This window comes from Rhizobium leguminosarum bv. trifolii WSM2297 (genome assembly GCF_000271845.1).
This window is the reverse complement of record NZ_JH719395.1, coordinates 1012466-1032529: the sequence shown is the minus strand read 5'-3', so window position 1 is coordinate 1032529 and position 20064 is coordinate 1012466. Positions and strand designations below refer to the sequence as shown.

Annotated in this window: 21 protein-coding genes; 12 read left to right on the top strand and 9 right to left on the bottom strand. The window is 60.4% G+C overall.

Going from position 1 to position 20064, the window contains the following annotated elements; translation table 11 throughout:
- Positions 1–84: 84 nt before the first annotated feature.
- Positions 85–762, bottom strand: coding sequence for an alpha/beta hydrolase (locus RLEG4DRAFT_RS20315; protein ID WP_003568896.1), 678 nt, complete (start codon positions 760–762; stop codon positions 85–87).
- A gap of 218 nt (positions 763–980) precedes the next feature.
- Between RLEG4DRAFT_RS20315 and RLEG4DRAFT_RS20310 the strand changes: the two genes are divergently transcribed.
- The 7 genes from RLEG4DRAFT_RS20310 to sufA all read left to right on the top strand — a co-directional run bounded on the left by RLEG4DRAFT_RS20310 (position 981) and on the right by sufA (position 8182).
- A complete protein-coding gene (locus RLEG4DRAFT_RS20310; RefSeq protein WP_003579499.1) occupies positions 981–2147 on the top strand; it encodes a cysteine desulfurase family protein in 1167 nt (388 codons plus the stop codon).
- Between the two features lie 167 nt (positions 2148–2314).
- Positions 2315–3784 carry a Fe-S cluster assembly protein SufB gene (gene sufB / locus RLEG4DRAFT_RS20305; RefSeq protein ID WP_003568892.1) on the top strand — a complete coding sequence of 490 codons (1470 nt, stop codon included), beginning with the start codon at positions 2315–2317 and terminating at the stop codon, positions 3782–3784.
- A 189-nt stretch (positions 3785–3973) separates the two neighbouring features.
- Positions 3974–4729, top strand: coding sequence for a Fe-S cluster assembly ATPase SufC (gene sufC / locus RLEG4DRAFT_RS20300; RefSeq protein WP_003579497.1), 756 nt, complete (start codon positions 3974–3976; stop codon positions 4727–4729).
- A 25-nt stretch (positions 4730–4754) separates the two neighbouring features.
- Positions 4755–6029: a Fe-S cluster assembly protein SufD gene (sufD, locus tag RLEG4DRAFT_RS20295; protein WP_003579496.1), complete on the top strand. Its 1275-nt coding sequence runs from the start codon at positions 4755–4757 to the stop codon at positions 6027–6029.
- 12 nt (positions 6030–6041) lie between these two features.
- The gene (locus RLEG4DRAFT_RS20290) at positions 6042–7283 is read left to right on the top strand and encodes a cysteine desulfurase (RefSeq protein ID WP_003579495.1); all 1242 of its coding nucleotides are present in this window, start codon (positions 6042–6044) and stop codon (positions 7281–7283) included.
- Between the two features lie 12 nt (positions 7284–7295).
- Entirely contained in the window at positions 7296–7676 is a 381-nt protein-coding gene (locus RLEG4DRAFT_RS20285; protein ID WP_003559708.1) for an SUF system Fe-S cluster assembly protein, read from the top strand.
- A gap of 113 nt (positions 7677–7789) precedes the next feature.
- Positions 7790–8182 carry a Fe-S cluster assembly scaffold SufA gene (sufA, locus tag RLEG4DRAFT_RS20280; protein ID WP_003579492.1) on the top strand — a complete coding sequence of 131 codons (393 nt, stop codon included), beginning with the start codon at positions 7790–7792 and terminating at the stop codon, positions 8180–8182.
- A gap of 7 nt (positions 8183–8189) precedes the next feature.
- Here sufA and RLEG4DRAFT_RS20275 read toward each other — a convergent pair whose 3' ends face one another.
- The 6 genes from RLEG4DRAFT_RS20275 to RLEG4DRAFT_RS20250 form a co-directional block, all read right to left on the bottom strand.
- Positions 8190–8816 carry an alpha/beta hydrolase gene (locus RLEG4DRAFT_RS20275; protein ID WP_003579491.1) on the bottom strand — a complete coding sequence of 209 codons (627 nt, stop codon included), beginning with the start codon at positions 8814–8816 and terminating at the stop codon, positions 8190–8192.
- 103 nt (positions 8817–8919) lie between these two features.
- Complete coding sequence (locus RLEG4DRAFT_RS20270; RefSeq protein ID WP_003579489.1) at positions 8920–9225, bottom strand: flagellar basal body rod C-terminal domain-containing protein; 306 nt, start codon at positions 9223–9225, stop codon at positions 8920–8922.
- Positions 9226–9432: 207 nt separating this feature from the next.
- Positions 9433–10224 carry an amino acid ABC transporter ATP-binding protein gene (locus tag RLEG4DRAFT_RS20265; protein ID WP_003579486.1) on the bottom strand — a complete coding sequence of 264 codons (792 nt, stop codon included), beginning with the start codon at positions 10222–10224 and terminating at the stop codon, positions 9433–9435.
- Entirely contained in the window at positions 10221–10889 is a 669-nt protein-coding gene (locus RLEG4DRAFT_RS20260; protein WP_003579485.1) for an amino acid ABC transporter permease, read from the bottom strand. Before RLEG4DRAFT_RS20260 ends, RLEG4DRAFT_RS20265 begins: the two co-directional genes overlap by 4 nt.
- Positions 10886–11527, bottom strand: a complete 642-nt coding sequence (locus RLEG4DRAFT_RS20255) for an amino acid ABC transporter permease (RefSeq protein WP_003579483.1) — start codon at positions 11525–11527, stop codon at positions 10886–10888. Before RLEG4DRAFT_RS20255 ends, RLEG4DRAFT_RS20260 begins: the two co-directional genes overlap by 4 nt.
- 97 nt (positions 11528–11624) lie before the next feature.
- Positions 11625–12452, bottom strand: coding sequence for a transporter substrate-binding domain-containing protein (locus RLEG4DRAFT_RS20250; protein WP_003579481.1), 828 nt, complete (start codon positions 12450–12452; stop codon positions 11625–11627).
- Between the two features lie 230 nt (positions 12453–12682).
- Between RLEG4DRAFT_RS20250 and hutC the strand changes: the two genes are divergently transcribed.
- The 4 genes from hutC to RLEG4DRAFT_RS20230 all read left to right on the top strand — a co-directional run bounded on the left by hutC (position 12683) and on the right by RLEG4DRAFT_RS20230 (position 16355).
- Positions 12683–13390 carry a histidine utilization repressor gene (hutC, locus tag RLEG4DRAFT_RS20245; RefSeq protein ID WP_037094690.1) on the top strand — a complete coding sequence of 236 codons (708 nt, stop codon included), beginning with the start codon at positions 12683–12685 and terminating at the stop codon, positions 13388–13390.
- 29 nt (positions 13391–13419) lie between these two features.
- Positions 13420–14358: a LysR substrate-binding domain-containing protein gene (locus RLEG4DRAFT_RS20240; RefSeq protein WP_003579478.1), complete on the top strand. Its 939-nt coding sequence runs from the start codon at positions 13420–13422 to the stop codon at positions 14356–14358.
- 105 nt (positions 14359–14463) lie between these two features.
- Positions 14464–15819, top strand: a complete 1356-nt coding sequence (locus tag RLEG4DRAFT_RS20235) for an LLM class flavin-dependent oxidoreductase (RefSeq protein ID WP_003579477.1) — start codon at positions 14464–14466, stop codon at positions 15817–15819.
- Positions 15816–16355, top strand: a complete 540-nt coding sequence (locus tag RLEG4DRAFT_RS20230) for a flavin reductase family protein (protein ID WP_003579475.1) — start codon at positions 15816–15818, stop codon at positions 16353–16355. The genes RLEG4DRAFT_RS20235 and RLEG4DRAFT_RS20230 overlap by 4 nt, the downstream gene beginning before the upstream one ends.
- On the opposite strand, the gene RLEG4DRAFT_RS20225 is transcribed toward RLEG4DRAFT_RS20230, so the two are convergent.
- On the bottom strand, positions 16332–17495 hold the full coding sequence (locus tag RLEG4DRAFT_RS20225; protein ID WP_003579473.1) for an aminotransferase: 1164 nt from the start codon (positions 17493–17495) through the stop codon (positions 16332–16334). The genes RLEG4DRAFT_RS20230 and RLEG4DRAFT_RS20225 overlap by 24 nt on opposite strands.
- A gap of 96 nt (positions 17496–17591) precedes the next feature.
- Between RLEG4DRAFT_RS20225 and speB the strand changes: the two genes are divergently transcribed.
- Positions 17592–18647 (top strand): agmatinase, encoded by a 1056-nt coding sequence (gene speB / locus RLEG4DRAFT_RS20220; protein ID WP_003579471.1) that lies wholly within the window; start codon positions 17592–17594, stop codon positions 18645–18647.
- A 15-nt stretch (positions 18648–18662) separates the two neighbouring features.
- Here speB and RLEG4DRAFT_RS20215 read toward each other — a convergent pair whose 3' ends face one another.
- On the bottom strand, positions 18663–19703 hold the full coding sequence (locus tag RLEG4DRAFT_RS20215) for a glycoside hydrolase family 25 protein (protein WP_003579469.1): 1041 nt from the start codon (positions 19701–19703) through the stop codon (positions 18663–18665).
- Positions 19704–20064 lie beyond the last annotated feature (361 nt).

Genomic DNA, 20064 nt, shown 5'->3' with positions numbered 1-20064 from the left:
GCAACACGGTAGGTGGTCTGTTCCGGCACAATCGCCCAGACGGCCGGGATCGTGCCGTTTGGGATAAAATTCGGCGTTATGAGGTCAGCGAATCCGCTTGGCGGCCGGCTCCGGCACCAGCTCGCCGTTCAGGCGGCGGTCGAGATAATCCTCGCATTCACCCATCAGCGTTTCCACCTGGCCGTTGAAGAAGTGGTTGGCGTTGGAAACGGTGCGGTGGGTGATGAGGATGCCCTTCTGGGTCTTCAGCTTTTCCACCAGGCCATTGACATCCTTTTCCGGTGCGACCTTGTCGGCCTCGCCGTTGATGATCAGGCCGGAGGAGGGGCAGGGCGCCAGGAAGGAGAAGTCGTAGGTATTCGGCTGCGGGGCGATCGACATGAAGCCCTCGATCTCTGGCCGGCGCATCAGGAGCTGCATGCCGATCCAGGAACCGAAGGAATAACCGGCGACCCAACAGGTCTTCGAATCGGGATGCAGGCTCTGCACCCAGTCGAGCGCAGAAGCGGCATCCGAGAGTTCGCCGGCGCCGTGGTCGAATTCGCCCTGGCTGCGGCCAATGCCCCGAAAATTGAAGCGCAGTGTCGTGAACCCGCGCTTCTGGAACATGTAGAAGAGCTGGTAGACGATCTGATTGTTCATCGTGCCGCCGAACTGCGGATGCGGATGCAGGATCAGGGCGATGGGCGCGCTTTTTTCCTTGGAGGGCTGGTAGCGGCCTTCAAGACGGCCGGCTGGGCCGTTGAAAATGACTTCGGGCATTGGTACTCCGGGTTTTATTTCGCGTTCGCGCGGCGTTGGACGACAACATGACTTGACTAGTGTTGTCAGCTTTTCTAAAACGCAGTTTAGAACAATTCGAAACTTGCATGGCGATCCACGCTTCGTGGAATGTGTCATAAGGCAAGCCCGGCGGAAATTTCAAGAAAAATGAACCGCGGGTGCTGAAGCAAGCTCGTCAAGCGCAGGACTGAAAGATCATGGCGCCGCCACGCCTTTATCTCGACTGGAATGCCACAGCGCCGCTGCACCCTGCAGCACGCGAGGCGATCATGCGCGCCATCGACATCTTCGGCAATCCAAATTCTGTTCACGGCGAAGGCCGTGCCGCCCGCGCTGCCATCGAAGGCGCACGGCGCAAAGTGGCGGCTCTCGTCGGCACCGACGCCGGCAATGTGGTCTTCACCAGCGGCGCCACCGAGGCCGCCAATCTGGTGCTAACGCCGGATTTCCGCATGGGCCGGACGCCGCTGCGGCTCGGCCATCTCTATTTCTCGGCGATCGAGCATCCGGCGGTGCGCGAAGGCGGCCGCTTCTCCAAGGAGAAGATGACGGAGATTCCGGTGACGGAAGCCGGCATCGTCGATCTGGATGCGCTCGCCACTCTGCTCGATGCCCATGACAAGGCCGCCGGCCTGCCGATGGTCGCCATCATGCTCGTCAACAACGAGACCGGCATCGTCCAGCCTGTGGAGGCAGCGGCAAGGATCGTTCACACCCATGGCGGGCTTTTCGTCGTCGATGCCGTGCAGGCGGCGGGGCGCATCGGGCTCGATATCGGCACGATCGGCGCCGATTTCGTGATCGTTTCCTCACACAAGATCGGCGGCCCGAAGGGCGCCGGCGCGCTGATTGCGCGCGGCGAGGCGCTGATGCCGCGGCCGCTGATCCAGGGCGGCGGGCAGGAGCGGGGTCACCGGTCTGGGACGCAGAATTCGCTGGCGCTGATCGGCTTCGGCGCGGCGGCGGAGGCGGCTGCCGACGAACTCGAGGCGCGCAATGCGGCAATCGGCGCGTTGCGCGCGCGGCTGGAAACCGGCATGCGTCAGGCCGCCGCCGATGTGATGATCCACGGCGCGGGCGGTGAGCGCGTCGCCAATACGATTTTCTTCACCCTGCCGGGGCTGAAGGCGGAAACCGGGCAGATCGCTTTCGATCTCGAAGGGGTGGCGCTTTCGGCCGGTTCGGCCTGCTCGTCCGGACGGCTCGGCGAAAGCCATGTGCTGACGGCGATGGGACGTGACGCCAAGCTCGGGGCGCTCCGCATCTCGCTCGGCTTTTCGACGTCGGAAGAGGATATCGACAGGGCGATAACGGCTTTTGCGAAGATCGCCTGTCGTCGCAGGTCGGCGGGCGAGGCGGCCTGACCGCGTCATAAACTTGCGGAAACGCAAATTTCTGCTTGCCAATCGGGCTGAAAAGTCCCTTTTGGCCTCTTACATCAGGACAAGGAATTGTCCGGCATCAGGGGCAAGACAATTGCCCATACGCTACAAGCTGCCGGACCTTGTATCCGGCGAGATTGGAGAACGAAATGGCTGCCGTGCAGGAAACGATCGACCAGGTCCGCCTGATCGATGTCGACCAGTACAAATACGGTTTCGAGACCGTCATCGAAATGGACAAGGCGCCGAAGGGCCTGTCCGAGGATATTATCCGCTTCATCTCCGCCAAGAAGCAGGAGCCGGAGTGGATGCTGGAATGGCGCCTGGAAGCCTACCGGCGCTGGCTGACGCTGGAGGAGCCGACCTGGGCTCGCGTCGATTATCCGAAGATCGATTTCAACGACATCTATTATTACGCCGCGCCGAAGAGCACGCCGGGGCCGAAGTCGCTCGACGAGGTCGATCCGGAGCTGCTCAAGGTCTATGAGAAGCTCGGCATTCCGCTGCGCGAACAGGAGATCCTTGCCGGCGTCGAGAAGCCGAAGATCGCCGTCGACGCCGTCTTCGACAGCGTTTCGGTCGTCACCACCTTCAAGGCGGAGCTGAAGAAGGCCGGCGTGATCTTCATGTCGATCTCGGAAGCGATCCGCGAGTATCCCGATCTCGTCCGGAAATATCTCGGCTCGGTCGTGCCGACCTCGGACAATTATTACGCGACGCTGAATTCGGCTGTCTTCACCGACGGCTCCTTCGTCTTCGTGCCGAAGGGCGTTCGCTGCCCGATGGAGCTATCCACCTATTTCCGCATCAATGAGAAGGGCACCGGCCAGTTCGAGCGCACGCTGATCATTGCGGAAGAGGGCGCCTACGTCTCCTACCTCGAAGGCTGCACGGCGCCGCAGCGCGATGAAAACCAGCTGCATGCCGCAGTGGTCGAACTGGTTGCGCTCGATGATGCCGAGATCAAATATTCCACCGTCCAGAACTGGTATCCGGGCGATAAGGAAGGCAAGGGCGGCATCTATAACTTCGTGACCAAGCGCGGCGATTGCCGCGGCGACCGCTCGAAGATCTCCTGGACGCAGGTCGAAACCGGCTCGGCGATCACCTGGAAATATCCGTCCTGCATCCTGCGCGGCGACGACAGCCGCGGCGAGTTCTACTCGATCGCCGTATCGAACGGCCATCAGCAGATCGATAGCGGTACCAAGATGATCCATCTCGGCAAGAACACGTCGAGCCGCATCGTCTCCAAGGGCATAGCCGCCGGTGTGTCCAACAACACCTATCGCGGCCAGGTCTCGGCCCACCGCAAGGCGTCGAACGCGCGCAACTTCACGCAGTGCGATTCGCTCTTGATCGGCGACAAGTGCGGCGCCCATACCGTGCCCTACATCGAGGCGAAGAATTCGACGGCGCAGTTCGAGCATGAAGCGACGACCTCGAAGATCTCCGAGGACCAGCTGTTCTACTGCCTGCAGCGCGGCATCCCGACCGAGGCAGCGATCGCGCTGATCGTCAACGGCTTCGTCAAGGAAGTCCTGCAGGAACTGCCGATGGAATTCGCGGTCGAGGCGCAGAAGCTGATCAGCATCTCGCTTGAGGGCTCGGTGGGCTAAAATGCGAGGCCCGTCATCCTCGGGTTGTCCCGAGGATCTGCGCACGTATGCGGAAAGTCGCATCGACGATAGGGCGGTTACATTTGAAGGCTTAGATCCTCGGGACAAGCCCGAGGATGACGGATCGAGACCGGTGCGAACGGTCAATTGGGCGGCCCTTTAAGCCGCTTTATGAATAGGAAAAACAAGATGCTTGAAATCAAGAACCTTCATGCTCGTATCGCCGAAGACGGCACCGAGATCATCCGTGGTCTGAACCTGACGGTGAAGGCCGGCGAAGTCGCCGCCATCATGGGGCCGAACGGCTCCGGCAAGTCGACGCTCTCCTATGTGCTGTCGGGCCGCAGCGATTACGAAGTCACCGAGGGCGACATTCTTTACAACGGCGAGAGCATTCTCGAGCTCGATCCGGCCGAACGCGCCGCCAAGGGCGTCTTTCTTGCCTTCCAGTATCCGGTCGAAATCCCGGGTGTTGCCACCATGCAGTTCCTGAAGGTGGCGATGAACGAGCAGCGCAAGGCGCGCGGCGAAGACGAACTGACGACGCCGGATTTCATGCGCCGGGTCAAGGATGCCGCGGGCAAGCTGCAGATCAATACCGAGATGCTGAAGCGGCCGCTCAATGTCGGCTTCTCCGGCGGCGAGAAGAAGCGCGCCGAGATCCTGCAGATGGCGCTGCTGGAGCCGAAGCTCTGCGTGCTCGACGAAACCGATTCCGGCCTCGACATCGACGCGCTGAAGATCGTCGCCGACGGCGTCAACGCGCTGCGTTCGCCGGATCGCGCCGTCGTCGTCATCACCCATTACCAGCGCCTGCTCGACTATATCGTGCCGGATACGGTTCACGTGCTCTACAAGGGTCAGGTGATCAAGTCGGGCGACAAGACGCTGGCGCATGAGCTGGAAGCCAACGGCTATGCCGACATCATCGGCGCGGCAGCCTGAGTTTCGGGCGGAAAGGACGACGTCCATGAACATGCAGACGACGAGCCGCCTGACCGCGGCCGAAGCGGCGCTGATCGAGGCCTTCAACCAGCAGATCGGCGACCTGCCGGGCAATGGCGCGGTGACGGCACTGCGCGACCGGCTTCTCGACGACCTGAAGCAGGCCGGCCTGCCGACGCGCCGCATCGAAGCCTGGCACTATACCGACCTCAAGAATCTTCTGCGCACTGTCCCGCCGCAGGCGGGTGACGCCGGCTCTGAGGCTTTGGAGCCGCTCGTTGCCGATTCCGAGGTGCTGGCGGTCATCCAGGGCCATTCCAACCAGAAGGCAGCAGCCGGCGATCTCGGCGTTTCGGCCTATTCCGAACGCCTGCTCGACGGCTCCGCTGCGGAGGGGCTCGATGCGCTCGGCAGCGACGACGCGGTCGGCCGCATCAATGGCAGCTTCGTGCGCGACGGTTATGTCGTCGACGTGCCTGCCGATACCGAGCTTGACGGTCCGCTTGAGATCCAGTTCGTCCATGCCGGCGGGCAGGCCCATACGCGCCTTCCCGTTGCCTTCGGCGCCGGCGTCAAGGCGACCGTCATCGAACGTCACCTTGCGGTGACCGGCGATGCGGCGCTGGTGTCCCACGTCAGTGACATCACCGTCGGCGAAGGCGCCGAGCTGACCTGGATCATCCTACAGCAGCAGGGTGGCGACGATACGCATCTCGGCCAGATCCGCATCGATCTCGGCGCCAATGCGAAGCTCCGGCTTTTCGTCATCAACGCCGGCGGCAGACTGGTGCGCCAGGAGCTGCATATCAAGGTGACGGGCGAGGGCGCTGATCTGACCCTGCGCGGCATCAACCTGCTCGGCGGCGACAGCCATACCGACGTGACGATGGTGCTCGGCCACGACGTGCCGCATACCGGCTCGACCGAGGTGATCCGCAACGTCGTGTTCGACCGCGCCAAGGGCGTCTTCCAGGGCATGATCCGGGTGGCGCCCGATGCGCAGAAGACCGATGCCAAAATGGCCTGCAATACACTTCTGATGTCCGACGATGCTGAATTCTCGGTCAAGCCCGAGCTCGAGATCTTCGCCGACGACGTCCAGTGCGGCCATGGCGCCACGGTGACCGATATCGACGCCAATCATCTCTATTACATGATGGCGCGCGGCATTCCGGAGAACAAGGCACGGGCGATGCTGGTCAACGCCTTCGTCGCCGAGATCGTCGAGGAACTGGAAGACGAGGCCCTCGTCGAGGCGCTGGAAGGCGTGATCTCGGCCTGGCTCGAAAAGCACGCCTGATCGGATATATCAATGGACAAGATCGTGCCGGCCACGCCATACGATGTCGAAGCCATCCGCCGGGATTTCCCGATCCTGGCGGAGAAGGTGCACGGCAAGCCGCTGGTCTATCTCGACAACGGCGCTTCGGCGCAGAAGCCGCAGGTGGTGATCGACGCCATCTCGCACGCCTACGCCCATGAATATGCCAATGTGCATCGCGGCCTGCACTATCTCTCCAATGCGGCGACGGATGCCTATGAGGCATCGCGCGAGAAGGTCCGCCGCTTCCTCAATGCGCCTGATGTCAATGACATCGTCTTTACCAAGAATTCGACTGAGGCGATCAACACCGTCGCCTATGGCTGGGGCATGCCCAAAATCGGCGAGGGCGACGAGATCGTCCTGACGATCATGGAGCACCATTCCAACATCGTGCCCTGGCATTTCATTCGCGAGCGGCAGGGCGCCAAGCTGGTCTGGGTGCCCGTCGACGACGAGGGCGCCTTCCACATCGAGGATTTCGAGAAGAGCTTGACGGAGCGCACCAAGCTCGTCGCCATCACCCATATGTCGAATGCACTCGGTACGATCGTTCCGGTCAAGGAAGTCTGCCGCATCGCGCATGAGCGCGGCATTCCGGTGCTGATCGACGGTAGCCAGGGCGCTGTGCACCTGCCCGTCGATGTGCAGGATATCGATTGCGACTGGTATGTGATGACCGGCCACAAGCTCTACGGCCCGTCGGGCATCGGCGTACTCTACGGCAAGAAGGACCGGCTTTCCCAAATGCGCCCCTTCCAGGGCGGCGGAGAGATGATCTTCGAAGTCGCCGAGGACGCTGTTACCTATAATGATCCGCCGCATCGCTTCGAGGCCGGCACGCCGCCGATCGTGCAGGCGATCGGGCTCGGTTACGCGCTCGACTATATGGAGAAGGTCGGCCGTGAGGCGATCGCCCGCCATGAGGCCGATCTTGCCGCTTACGCGGTCGAGCGGCTGAAGTCGGTCAATTCGCTGCGAGTGTTCGGGACGGCGCCCGACAAGGGCAGCATCTTTTCCTTCGAGCTTGCCGGCATCCATGCCCATGACGTCTCTATGGTGATCGACCGGCAGGGCATTGCGGTGCGGGCGGGCACGCATTGTGCCATGCCGCTCTTGAAACGTTTCGGCGTCACCTCCACATGCCGTGCATCCTTCGGCATGTATAATACCCGCGCCGAGGTCGATGCCCTGGCCGATGCGCTTGAATATGCGCACAAGTTCTTTGCTTGAGGAGTGTCCGTGATGAGCCTGGACGAAAGCGAACAGAAGATCGACGTGCGCGAAGGCATCGTGCATTCCAGCATTCCGGCGGATGAACTGGCGCGGCTCAGCGACGACGTCATCAGCGCGTTGAAGACCGTCTACGATCCGGAAATTCCGGCCGACATCTTCGAACTCGGGCTGATCTACAAGATCGACATCGAGGACGACCGGATGGTGAAGATCATGATGACCTTGACCGCGCCCGGCTGCCCGGTTGCCGGCGAGATGCCGGGCTGGGTCGAAAATGCCGTGGGCGCCGTCGAAGGCGTGTCGGGCGTAGAGGTCGCAATGACCTTCGATCCGCCGTGGACGCCGGACCGCATGTCGGAAGAGGCCCAGGTCGCCGTCGGCTGGTACTGAGCCGCCGATGGTGCTGGCGCAGTACCGTGCTATTGATCCGTTTACCTCGGGCGACTACATTTGATTCACGAAGCACCGGATCTTGACCCCGGTTGTGGAAGGAGATGAAGCCGATGGGCTTTGCAATTATGAGCATGACGGACGGGGCTGCGGCCCGCATCAAGGCGATTGTCGAAAACTCCGGGCCGGAGGCCAAGGGTGTTCGCGTCGGCATCAAGAAGGGCGGCTGTGCCGGGATGGAATATACCATCGACCTGGTGACCGAACCCAATGCCAAGGACGATCTGATCGAACGCGACGGCGCCAAGGTCTGGATCGAGCCGTCAGCCGTGCTCTATCTTCTCGGCACCGAAATGGGCTTCGAGCAAACGACGCTGCGCTCCGGTTTCACCTTCACCAACCCGAACCAGACATCGGCCTGCGGCTGCGGCGAATCCGTCGAATTGAAACCCGCCGACCTCGCCGCCCTTGCCGCGCAGCGCCAAAACGAGCCGGCGCATTCTTGACAGCCGTTCAGGCTGGTGGGAAATTCTTCGCCAGCCAATCGCGGATGAAATCCGGCTCGTTCTCATCGAGATCATGGCCCGTCGAGAACAGTCTCGTCGTGACGCCGGCACCGCTTCTTTCGATCTGATCCCTGACCAAGACAACATCTTCAGGCGCACGCCGCTCGTCGCGTTCGCCTGCCAGAATAAGGACGCGATGGTTCCTGAGATCGGGAAAATCGGCGGCTGGCGCGGGTGACAGCGGCCTGAGCAGGATGGCCCCGGCTACGGTTTCCGGGCGATGCAGCAGAACTGAGGCAGCGATGATCGCGCCGTTCGAAAAGCCGAGCAGCACGGGCGGCCGTTTCAACAACCCGGTTTCCAAGGCCTTCACCAGAAAATCGCCGAGGTGATGGGTCTCGTCGAAGAGGTCGGCATAATCAAGCGTCCGGTCGGGGTTTCGGCGAAAGAAAGCAAAGCCTTCCTCCCATTCGAGCGCGCCTCTGAGCGTCAGAAAAGGACGATCCGGCGCGACCCTGTCGGCAAGTGGAATGAGATTGCGCTCATGCATGCCGCTGCCATGCAGCAGCACCAACGGTGCCGCATCAAGTTCGGCTCTTTCTGAGATGGACAGGAAATCCTGAGATTCCGGCATAGGATCGATCCGCGTCAATGGCCCGGATCGGCATAGGCCGATTTGAGACGGGGTTATAACAAGGCTATAAAGAGCAAGCGCAGTTGACCGTTCCGGCACTGTGTCAGTCGCGCTTGATGCTCATCAGCATTTCCCACATGTCGGCGCCGGTCTCGAAGACCACGGCGTTCGCCTTGTAGCTCTGCTCGGCTTCGATCAGGTCGGTGAGTTCGGTGGCCGGATCGACTTCCGACGCTGTCGGGCTGACGATTGCCTCGACGCCGCCTGATGCCACGGAGCTGAGGCTGGTGTTCAGCCTGTTGTAACCAGGCGTGCTGCTGTTTGCGACGTTGCCGGCGATCGCGCCGATCCGTGTGGTCTGTGCCCGCATTCCCGAAAGGGCCGTGCCCGCAATACCCGATATGCTCATCAGCCGTTTCCCCAGAACTGGATAGTCGTCTTTTACTCGCAAGGATTTAGGGAATGCTGAAGGCGTTGCGTTAGCAAAGACCTGTGGGTGCGCAACCATGCCGTCAGATTTGCTTCGGAATGGTACGGCGCGCAGCCGTATCGGGCCTATCCACATGCATAAAAGTACAGAACCAAAACGCTCAGAAGGATCGAGCAAGGACGAGCATCACAGCAACATCGAGGCTCCGCGATCGATATAGGTATCAAGAAACTGCTCGAGGCGGGGGTTTCTCGGTCGCTTGAAAACCTCTTGCGGTGGACCGGTGAACAGCACCTTGCCGTGATCGAGAAAGATGATCTGCTGGCCGACCGTTGCGGCAAACCCGATCTCGTGGGACACGACGACCATCGTCATGCCTTCGGCGGCGAGATCGCGCATGACGTTCAGTACTTCGCCGGTCAACTCGGGATCAAGTGATGAGGTTGGTTCGTCAAAGAGCATGATCTTCGGGTTGAGAGCCAGGGCCCGCGCGATAGCAACACGCTGCTGCTGTCCTCCCGAGAGCTGCGACGGATAGTGGTTTGCCCGACCCTCGAGACCGACCTTGGTGAGCTGGGCCATTGCCCGCTCCTCTGCGTCCTTGCGGTTCATCTTGTGAACCGTCTTCAGCGCTTCGCTGACATTGCCGAGCGCCGTCATGTGCGGCCAGAGATTGAACTGCTGAAAAACCATCCCGATCTGCGCACGGATCCGCCGATTTGTGGCGGCCGGCAGTCGCTCCCTTGCGCCCTTTGCATTTTCCGCAAAGCCGAGCACCTCGCCATTGACGGCAATGGTACCCTTTGTCGATTCTTCCAGAAACGCCATGCAGCGCAGCAGCGTGCTCTTGCCGGATCCCGATGGACCGATCACGCAGGAAACCTGTCCCTGGGCAATATCAAGATCGATACCGTTCAGCACGGTGGAATCGCCAAACGTCTTGACTAGATTTTTGACTGCGATCGCGGGAACGCTCATATGTTGAAAAACCTGAATCTGGTGAGTTTTGTTTCGGCGAGACGACCGAGCCAGCCGGTGATTTCGACCAGCGCCCAGTAGAAGAGGGCGAGGACAAAAAGCGCTTCGACGAAAGCATATTGCTGTGATCCGATAGCGCTCAGTGTCGCCGTCAGTTCCGGCACGGTGATGATCGACAACACGGCCGTCTCCTTCATGAGGATGATCGTCATGTTGAGCGAAGGCGGCAGCACCAGCATGGTCATCTCAGGCAGCAATATGCGCCTGACGATCTGCGTGTGTGTCAGGCCAACGCATAGACCCGCCTCGATATGCCCCTTCGGGACGGCGGCAAAGCCCGAGCGGAATATCTCGCTGAAATACGCCGCGCCGTAGATGGACAGGCCGACGACGCCTGCCGGGATCGGGTCGAGTGACAATCCGACGAAGGGGCCGCCATAGTAGACGAGAAATATCTGAATGAGGAAGGGGGTACCGCGCAGCACTGCGATGACAATGCCGAACGCCCTGTCCAGGATCGCCCCGCCAAAACGCCGTGCGACAGCGACAAGGAAACCCAGAACGGCAGCGGCAAGAGCGGTGACGATCCAGATGACGATTGTCACGAAGGCACCCCTGGCGATCTCCGGCAAATGGCTGAAAATCACATTGATATCGAACGTCATCGCGGTACTCCCGGCAGGGAGCGTTCGATCAGACCGCCGGCAAGCGCTACGATCCAATTGATGGCGAGGTAGATCAGACCGGCGGAAGCGAAGATTTCGAGCGGCAGGAAGGTGCTACCGGCAAGATCCTGGGCCATGCGCGTCAGTTCGACGATCCCGACAACGGAGACCAGCGAAGAAGCCTTCAGAATAAGGATCGCTTCGTTGATGAGCGCCGGAAAGGTCAGGCGCAGAGCGATCGGCGCCTTGATCCGGCGGAAGATCTGGATGGGAGTGAGGCCGACCATCTCGGCGGACTCGACAAGGCCCGAGGGAACGCTGGCAAAACCGCCGCGCAGATTTTCAGCCTGATAGGCAGCTGTGCACAGCGAAAGGCCCACGATGGCCGCAACGATACTCGGCACGTTGATGCCGATCACCGGCAGAAGGTTATAGATCAGCAACAGCTGCACCAAGAGCGGCACGCCGCGAAAGAAGCTGATGAAAATCTGCCCCGGCAACACGAAAAACCGTTGCCGCGAAAGGAGCATGGCGGAAACAACGATCGCGATCGCAAAGCCGATCAGAATCGAAACCACGCTGATCGTCACGGTGTAGATCGAGGCTTGCAGAAGAAGTTCGAAAAGTTTGATGGACATGGGCTGTGCGTGCCTGCGTGCTGCGGCTGTGAATTCTGATCCCACGGCAGATTGCGCCCCGACCGATGGCGGGGCGCGTGCATTTCACCGGCAGTGGTCAGAATGCCGGGTCCTTGACAGCGTCCGGCGTGTCGAAAGACGCACCGAACCACTTCTTTTGCAGCTCCGCCATACGCCCGTCTGCCTTTATCTTGAGCATCGCGGCATCGATCGCGTCCATCAGCGGGGCGTGATCGGCGTCCTTGAGACCGATAAAGCCGAAATAGGACTTCTTTCCGAAAGGCGGCAGGACGACTTCGAAAGTGCCCTTTCGCTGGCTGGCGACAAAGGCGATGTTCGGGAGCGAATTGGCGACGCCGGCAATACGGCCGGCTGCGAGATCGGCGTAGGTCTCAGTGAAGGCAGGATATTCGCGCACATCGACTTTGGTCGGCAGCGTGTCGGAGAATTCCTTCAGCTGGTCGAGCTGGGCAGTTGCCTTGCCGACACCGATCGTCTTGCCGGCAATGTCTTCCGGCTTGCTGATCGTCGTGTCGCCGGCCTTCTTGAGGATGGCAATCGTCGCTTCTGCGATCGGCGGCGTGAAGCGATAGCGCTCCATGCGCTTCTTGGTGATCGTTGCAGGACCTGCGACGACATCGAACTTGCCGGCCTCAAGCGCGGGGAAGACGCCGTCCCAGGGAAGTGCCACCCACTCGATCTTGACGCCAAGTTCCTTGCCGATCTCGGCAAAAAGGTCGACGTTCAAGCCCGTATGTTCACCGGCATCGATATAGTCAAACGGTGCGAACGCCGTTTCGGTGCCAACCTTGAGGGTGCCGGCTGCCTTGACGGCCGCCAGCGTGTCGGCTGCATGGGCGGAAACGGCTGCTCCGAACAGGAACGCAGCGCCGACCAGACCCTTCAGCAGTGAATTTGCCTTCATGATCATCTCTCCAGTTTCATTCCCCCGGCGGAGGAGTTTGGTTCCCGATTTTTGATTTCAACGCGCGGATTTTTATGCTCCGCTTTTGACTATACAAATAGATATAGGCTGGCCTAGAGTGTCAATGTAAAAGTCGAGGAACGCAAAATTTGTGCCGGGTGGCGGCGATCTTCGCCGGTGTGACGCGACCGCTCCGGCACTTTGATCGTGACGCCGAACGAGGTGTGGACTTGGTGTCGATTTATCAGCGTATTTTCATGGATATCGAGGCGAAGATCATCAGCGGCGATTGGCGGCCCGGCGACCGTATTCCCGTAGAGCATGAACTGGTCGCGGAATATCAATGCTCGCGCATGACCGTCAGCAAGGCACTGTCGGCGTTGGTCGAGCGCGGCATGATCGTCAGAAGGCGCAAGACCGGTTCGTTTGTCGCATCGCCCCAGATCGACCGCACGGTGATGGATATTCAGGATATCAGCACAGAAGCGGAACTGGCCGGGCACGAACACCGCTTCGAGCTTCTCACCCGTAAGATCGAACGCCTTGGAGAGACGGAGGCACAACAGCTGTCGGAAGCGCCCGATGCAGAGATACTGAGGCTTCAGTGCCTGCATATTGTGGACGGCAGACCGAATGCCATCGAACGGCGGATCATCATGCTCGACGCTGTGCCACGGGCGCGCGAGGAGAGCTTCGTCTCGATCCCGCCCGGCAAATGGCTGCTCGCGCAGGTTCCCTGGTCCAAGGCCAAACACGTCATCCGCGCCGTCTCGGCCGATACGGCGACGGCGCGGATACTGCAGACCGAAAGGGGTAAGGCCTGCCTTAGCCTTATCCGCCAGACCTGGCAGAATGGCCGGACGGTGACTTATGTCGAGATAACCCATCCAGGCGACCGGTTCCAGTTCGCAGGGACGTTTCATCCGATGGCAAATTGAGTTGGCGACAATCATGGGAGGCTCTGCAAGTGATCGATGAGCGCTTCAAGACGATCCCGCTCAAGGGCCTGCAAGCCTTCGAGGCGGTGGGGCGTTGCGGCGGCGTGACGGCCGCGGCATTGGAGCTCAAGGTCTCGCCGGGGGCAATCAGCCAGCAAATCCACAAGATCGAAAGTTTTCTTGGAGTTTCGCTGCTGGAGCGGAGCGGGCGAACCGTCGAGCTGACCGCCTGGGGCCGGCTTTATCATCAGGAGATATCGAAGGGATTTGAGCAATTTGCGCTTGCCCAGCAGTTGTTGGAAAAGGCACGCAACGAGACGGCGCTGGTCCTTAGCGCGCTTTCTTCCGTCGTCAACAAATGGATCGGCAGGCGCATCTTCGACTGGCAGGCCCTTCACCCCGACGTTCAAGTGAGGATTATCGGACGCGACAAGGAGCCCAGGATCGGTTTCGACGATGTCGATTTCCGCGTAAGCTACGGGTCGGACGTCCTGCAGCACGACCATTATACGGAACTGTTTCGCGATTGGGTCGTGCCTGTCTGCTCGCCGTCGCTGATGCAGGATCGCGCGCACGCGGCCCGGGATCTTTTCGAGCAACCGCTTCTGCATGTCGAGTGGGAAAGGCATTTCACGCCTTACCCAAGCTGGGCGGAGTTTGCCGCTATGGCCGGTATCTCTTCCGAGGCGTCGACGCCGGGCCTCTCCTTTACTCTGTCGAGCAGCGCGATCGATGCAGCCGTCAACAAGCGCGGCGTCGTCCTCGCACAGATGTCGATGATTGCCGATGAGCTCGAAGCGCAGACGCTCGTCATTCCCGTCGACATGCGGATCCCGCTGCGCGAAAGCTACTTTCTCGCCTGGGACCGCGCAGCATTGCAAAAGCCGCGCGGGCGCGAATTCCGCGATTGGCTCGTCGCGATTTCCCGTCAGCAAGCTTTGGCGTCAGCGCCCAAGCCAACGTTTTAGAAAATCTAAAACGGACCTTAGCGTCGCGATATTGATGAAATTTTGCGCCTGGTGATAATTTGCGCAGCCACCTTCAATCGGCAGCATGCATAAGGGGAAAGCTCGATGGCGCGAACTGACAAGATGAAACTCGGGACCTTCGTCTACACTTTCGGCTTTCACCCGGCCTCGTGGCTCCATCCGGCCAGCGATGTCGGCGGCGCCAATGACTTCGCCCATCTGCTCGATGTCGCCAAACGATCCGAAGCGGCCAAGTTCGATTTCATGTTCATGGCGGATTCTCCGGCTGCCGCCGTCGGTGATCCGAATGCACTCGCCCGCATTCCGACCAAGATGAATCGCTTCGAACCCCTCTCGCTGCTGTCAGCACTGGCGGTCACGACCAACGATCTCGGTCTCGTTGCGACGGTGTCGACAAGTTATTACGAGCCATACAATGTCGCCCGCCTGTTCGCCTCCATCGACCATTTGAGCAAAGGGCGCGTCTGCTGGAACGTCGTCACCTCCGACCATGATGAAACCGGCTACAACTTCAATCGCGAGGGACTTGATCCACACGCGCTGCGCTATGAGCGCGGCAACGAATTCGTCGATGTCGTCTTCGGCCTTTGGGACAGCTTCGAGGAAGGTGCTCTGCTTCTCGACCGTGAAAACGGTGTGTATTATGACAAGACCAAGCACCACACGCTCAATCACAAAGGCAGGCATTTCCAGGTCCGCGGACCTCTCAACATTGCGCGAACGCCCCAGGGCCGCCCCGTCATCGCCCAAGCGGGTGGTTCGGAACCCGGAATAGATATGGCGGCGCGCACGGCCGAGATCGTCTTCAGCCTGGCGTCGAATATCGAGCGGAACCGGGCCTTCTATGAAAACGTCAAGAGTCGGATGCCGGCTTATGGCCGCGATGCCGACGACCTGAAGATCATGCCGGGCATCGTCCTCAACGTCGGTGAAACGGAAACCGAGGCAAAGGCGAAGGTCGATTATCTGATCGACAAGATGCATCCCGATGTCGGCCGGTTGATGCTTTCGGAATTCCTGGAAGCCGACCTGCGCGACGTCGCTCTCGATGAACCTTTCCCGATGGATCGGCTGCCGGCGGTGCCGAAGGGTTCACGCGCCTTGTTCGACGAACTGGTCGATTTCGTCACCCGCGGCCATACCGTCGGCGAGCTCATCCGGCACTATGCCGAGAAGCATACCGGAAATGGCATCACAGGCACACCGGCCCAGATCGCCGACTTCATGGAGGAATGGTTCCAGACGCGCGCTGCCGATGGCTTTATCCTGATGTTTCCGACCTTGCCCTCCAGCCTCGACGATTTCGTGAGGCTTGTCCTGCCCGAGCTTCGCCGCCGCGGCCTGTTCCGCGAGGAATACGAGGGCAGGACCCTGCGCGAAAACCTCGGTCTTTCAATGCCGGCAAACCGTTTTACCAAAACGCAGACGCCGGCCCGATGAGTGCCGAGGCTTTGATCAGCGAAGCAGACTTCAAGCTTTCGATGCGTCATCTGGCCGGTGCGGTTAGCGTAATCACGGTCGGCGACGGACAAGACCGCACCGGCTTCACCGCAACCTCGGTCTCTGCATTTTCGGCGGAAGTGCCCTCCGTCATCGTCAGTGTCAACCGCGCATCTTCCTCATGGCCGGTGTTGCAGCGATACGGCTGTTTCTGTGTGAATGTGCTCGCTGCCGACCAGCAGCAGGTGGCGCAATCCTTTGCGGGTTTCGACGGACGCAAGGGTATCGAACGCTTCGGCAATGCGGGATGGTATCGCCTCAGGACCGGCGCGGCCGTTCTCGAAAACGCCCTTACCGTGCTGGACTGCAAGCTCGAAACGGCATTCCACCATCATTCCCATGCCATTTTGATCGGACATGTCTGCGCCATCCAAGTCCGACAGGGTATAGGCCCGCTCATCTATTGGCGCGGTGGCTATCGTGAACTTCCGGCTGAGGTCGATCGCCAAGTTCTAGCGGAGCCGCTCCAACAATAGCCCTATCGAAGCGACATCCGCATTGGCAAAGGCAAGTCTGAGGTAATGCTCTTGTCCCTCGCCGAAATAGGCCCCGGGCAAACAGACGATGCCCGATTCCCTGGCGAGTCTTTCGGCGACCTCGGAAGACGATCGGTCGGCGAAGGGGTGCCGGACGAAGGCGAAATAGGCGCCGATCGCTCCTATCTGCCAATCATCCAAGCTGGAAAAGACCAGCTTTAACGCATCCGCCCGGCGCTCGATTTCCAGCCGGTTGCCGGCGCGCCAATCGGCAAGCGCGGGGATAGCCAATGCAACCGCGATCTGAGCCGAGCGCGGTGCGCAGATCTGCATATTGTCCATCACCTTGGCGATCTCGGCGACGAGCTTGGGTCCTGCCGTGATGGCACCCAGCCTATGCCCGGGGATGCAGAAGGATTTCGAAAAACTGTAAAGAAGAACGACCGTGTCCTCCCAACCCGTCTCGGACAGGAGTGAGTGCGGCCGGCCGTAATCCTCGCCCAGGAAATCGCGATAGGTTTCATCAAGGATCAGCCAGGCGCCATACTTCCGGCAAAGAACAAAAAGCTCGTGAAGCAGGCTCGGCGGATACACCGCGCCGGTGGGATTGTTGGGTGTGACGACTGCCAGCACCTTGGCGCCGGCCGCAAGTGCTGCCTCGGCCGAACTCGGATCAGGCAGAAAACCGCTGGCCGGATCGCACTCAACCAATCGACGTCCTATCCCCAGCATCGACAGCGTCGTGTCGTGGTTGAAATAGAAGGGATTGGTGAGAGCCACCGTATCACCAGCGCCAGCAAGGGCGATCGCCGCGCACATGAACGCCTGATTGCAGCCGGCGGTGATGTGGATATTGCCTGCGGAAAGGTCGGCGCCGTAAAGCGCGGCGATATGTTCCGCATAGGCCTTGCGCAACATAGGCTCGCCTTCAATCGGACCGTAGCCGGTCATCGTCTGTTGTCCGGCCGCCTCGCTAAGCAGGCGAAGCATCTCCGGATGGGCGGGATAGCCGGGCACGGCTTGCGATAGATCGATGAGCGGCCCCTTGCTCCCTTTATATTCGCGGCTCCAGGCGATGACGGAAGGAATGGGCGGGGCAGAGAGGCGGGAAACAAGTAAATTGGGTTTTGCAGCGATCATTTCGATTTCTCTTTGATACCGATTGCTACAACGATACCAATTGCCTTCTCAACCCCTTTGTCGGCTGAGGCGGAACCGAAGCGGAGACGTATGCGTATGGTATGGGACAAAACGCGACTCGAACAGTTGCGCGCAGAATTCGCGGACGCCAATGGGGGCGAGATATTCGACGAGAAGTTTCGGAAAGTGGCGGAGAAGATCATCTCCAAGAACGGCACGAGACTGGCGCCGTATGCCGGCGTACCGACCTTCCTCAGCGCACCCTATATGCAGGTCGCAGCCGATGAGCCGGACTTCGGCAATCTGCAGGTTGCGATCACCGGGATACCCATGGATCTCGGCGTCACCAACCGCCCGGGCTCCCGTTTCGGACCGAGAGCGCTTCGCGCCATAGAAAGGATCGGCCCCTACAATCACGTTCTCGCCACGGCGCCGGTTTTTGATCTTCGGGTGGCCGACATAGGCGACGTGCCGTTCCAAAGCCGCTACCGGCTGGAACTCAGCCACGACGACATTGAAAGGCGTATGGGCCAAATCGTCGACGCCGGCGTTGCGCCGCTCTCGGTCGGTGGTGATCACTCCATCAGCCATCCGATCTTGAAGGCCATCGGCCGGCAACGACCGGTCGGGCTCATCCATATCGATGCCCATTGCGATACAAGCGGCGCATTCGATCAAACCAAGTTTCATCACGGCGGGCCGTTCCGCAATGCTGTGCTGGACGGCGCACTCGATCCGACGAGGACAATCCAGATTGGCATCCGTGGTTCGGCGGAATATTTGTGGGAATTCTCCTATGCGTCGGGAATGACCGTGATCCATGCCGAAGACATTAGCGGTATGGGGATTGCCGCGGTGGTCGCCAAAGCAAAATCCATCGTCGGCGACGGCCCGACCTATCTTTCCTTCGACATAGACAGCCTCGATCCGAGTTTTGCACCCGGCACAGGCACACCCGAGGTCGGAGGATTGACCACACGTGAAGTCCTCGAGCTGATACGTGGGCTGAAAGGCATAAACCTGGTGGGCGGCGACGTCGTCGAGGTTGCCCCGCAATATGACGCAACGACCAATACTGCGCATGCCGCGGCACAGGTCCTTTTCGAGATCCTGAGCCTTATGGTGTTCAGCCCATCGATCGGCAAACGCTAGAGCCAAACCTCTCAGTCACCGCGACGCCACCCAGTCGTGCCAATCGCTTTCGTTGCCGTTGAAGACGTTGAGGTCGATCTTGCCGTCGACGCCGTCGGAGAGGCCGGAGCCGGAATATTGCCAGAAGAGCCACTTGCGGCCGGGGTAGACCTTGGACGGGTGAGCGGCCACCGAGCGCAGCCAGAAGGGATAGTCGAGCATCTGGCCCTTCAAATTGTCACGGTAGAAGTCCGGCGCCGTGTAGATGATCGGGCGCTGGCCATAATGGCGCTCCAGCTTGTCCATGAACACCTGCATCTTTTCCCGGACGCGGGCGGGGGAAATGCGCCGCTTGCAGCTCGATTCGCCGTTCCATTCGACGTCGATCACCGGCGGAAGGGCGTTTGCTTCCCTCGGTACGTTGCGGATGAACCAGTCGGCCTGTTCGCCGGCGGTGCGGCACCAGTAGAAGAAGTGATAGGCGCCGTGTTTCAGGCCGGCTTCCTTGGCCCGGCGCCAGTTCTTCTTAAACATCGGATCGAGGTGATCACCGCCGTCCGTCGCCTTGATGTAGACGAAGTTGGCGCCCTGCGACCGCAACGTCTCCCAGTCGATCTCGCCCTGCCAGCGCGATACGTCGACGCCGTGCACGGCAAGCTTTCTCGGCGAAGTCCTGCCGAAATTGATCGGCTTGGCATCACGGAAGCGGTGGCCGTAGATCCGCGAGCGTGCCGGCGATTTGGTGCTGTTATCGGGATCGGCTTCCGGGTTGGCGGGCATCAGCATCGCCACCGGCCGTTCCGTCGGCATCGGCATGCCGACCGGCCTGTCTGCGGGCACGAGTGCCTGCGGCTCCGGAGCCTGCCCCGTCCAGCTCAACGCCTCTTGCGGCGCGCCTGCCTGCGGGGCGGTATCGCCGACGGCGGCGGCCGGTATCGGGCCGCTCGGCTTGGTGATTGCATTGGTTGTTTCCGCCGACGGCACTGGGGTGAGCACATCTCCGGCGCCGGAACTGGCGGCGCATCCCGACAGGATCAGGGCGGCGAGGAGGATTGCTGGCACAGCCGATGGACGCATGAGAACCTGCACGCAAAACAAAAGGTCGACGGTTGAAGGAAACCGCCCATTCTCAATTGCTAACAGAGACTTGCTAAGAAAGGTTAAATTTGAACCCTGTGCCCCGAAACGGGGATCTGCGTCGAGGCCGATCGATACGCAGGAGGTCGTCGGCACAAGAACCGGCTGTCCGGTTCGGACGCGATGCCAGCCCCTCACCCTAACCCTCATATGCGCTAGGTTAGGGCTGGACATGAGGAATCTGGTTATGATTCAAGCTTGGGATGACGATTCGTCCTGAGATTTTGGATCATTGGTCGGAAGTGAGCGCTTGGCTTCCGGCGGGTTTTGACCTGGAAGCAATGGCGCGGTTGCGCGGTGC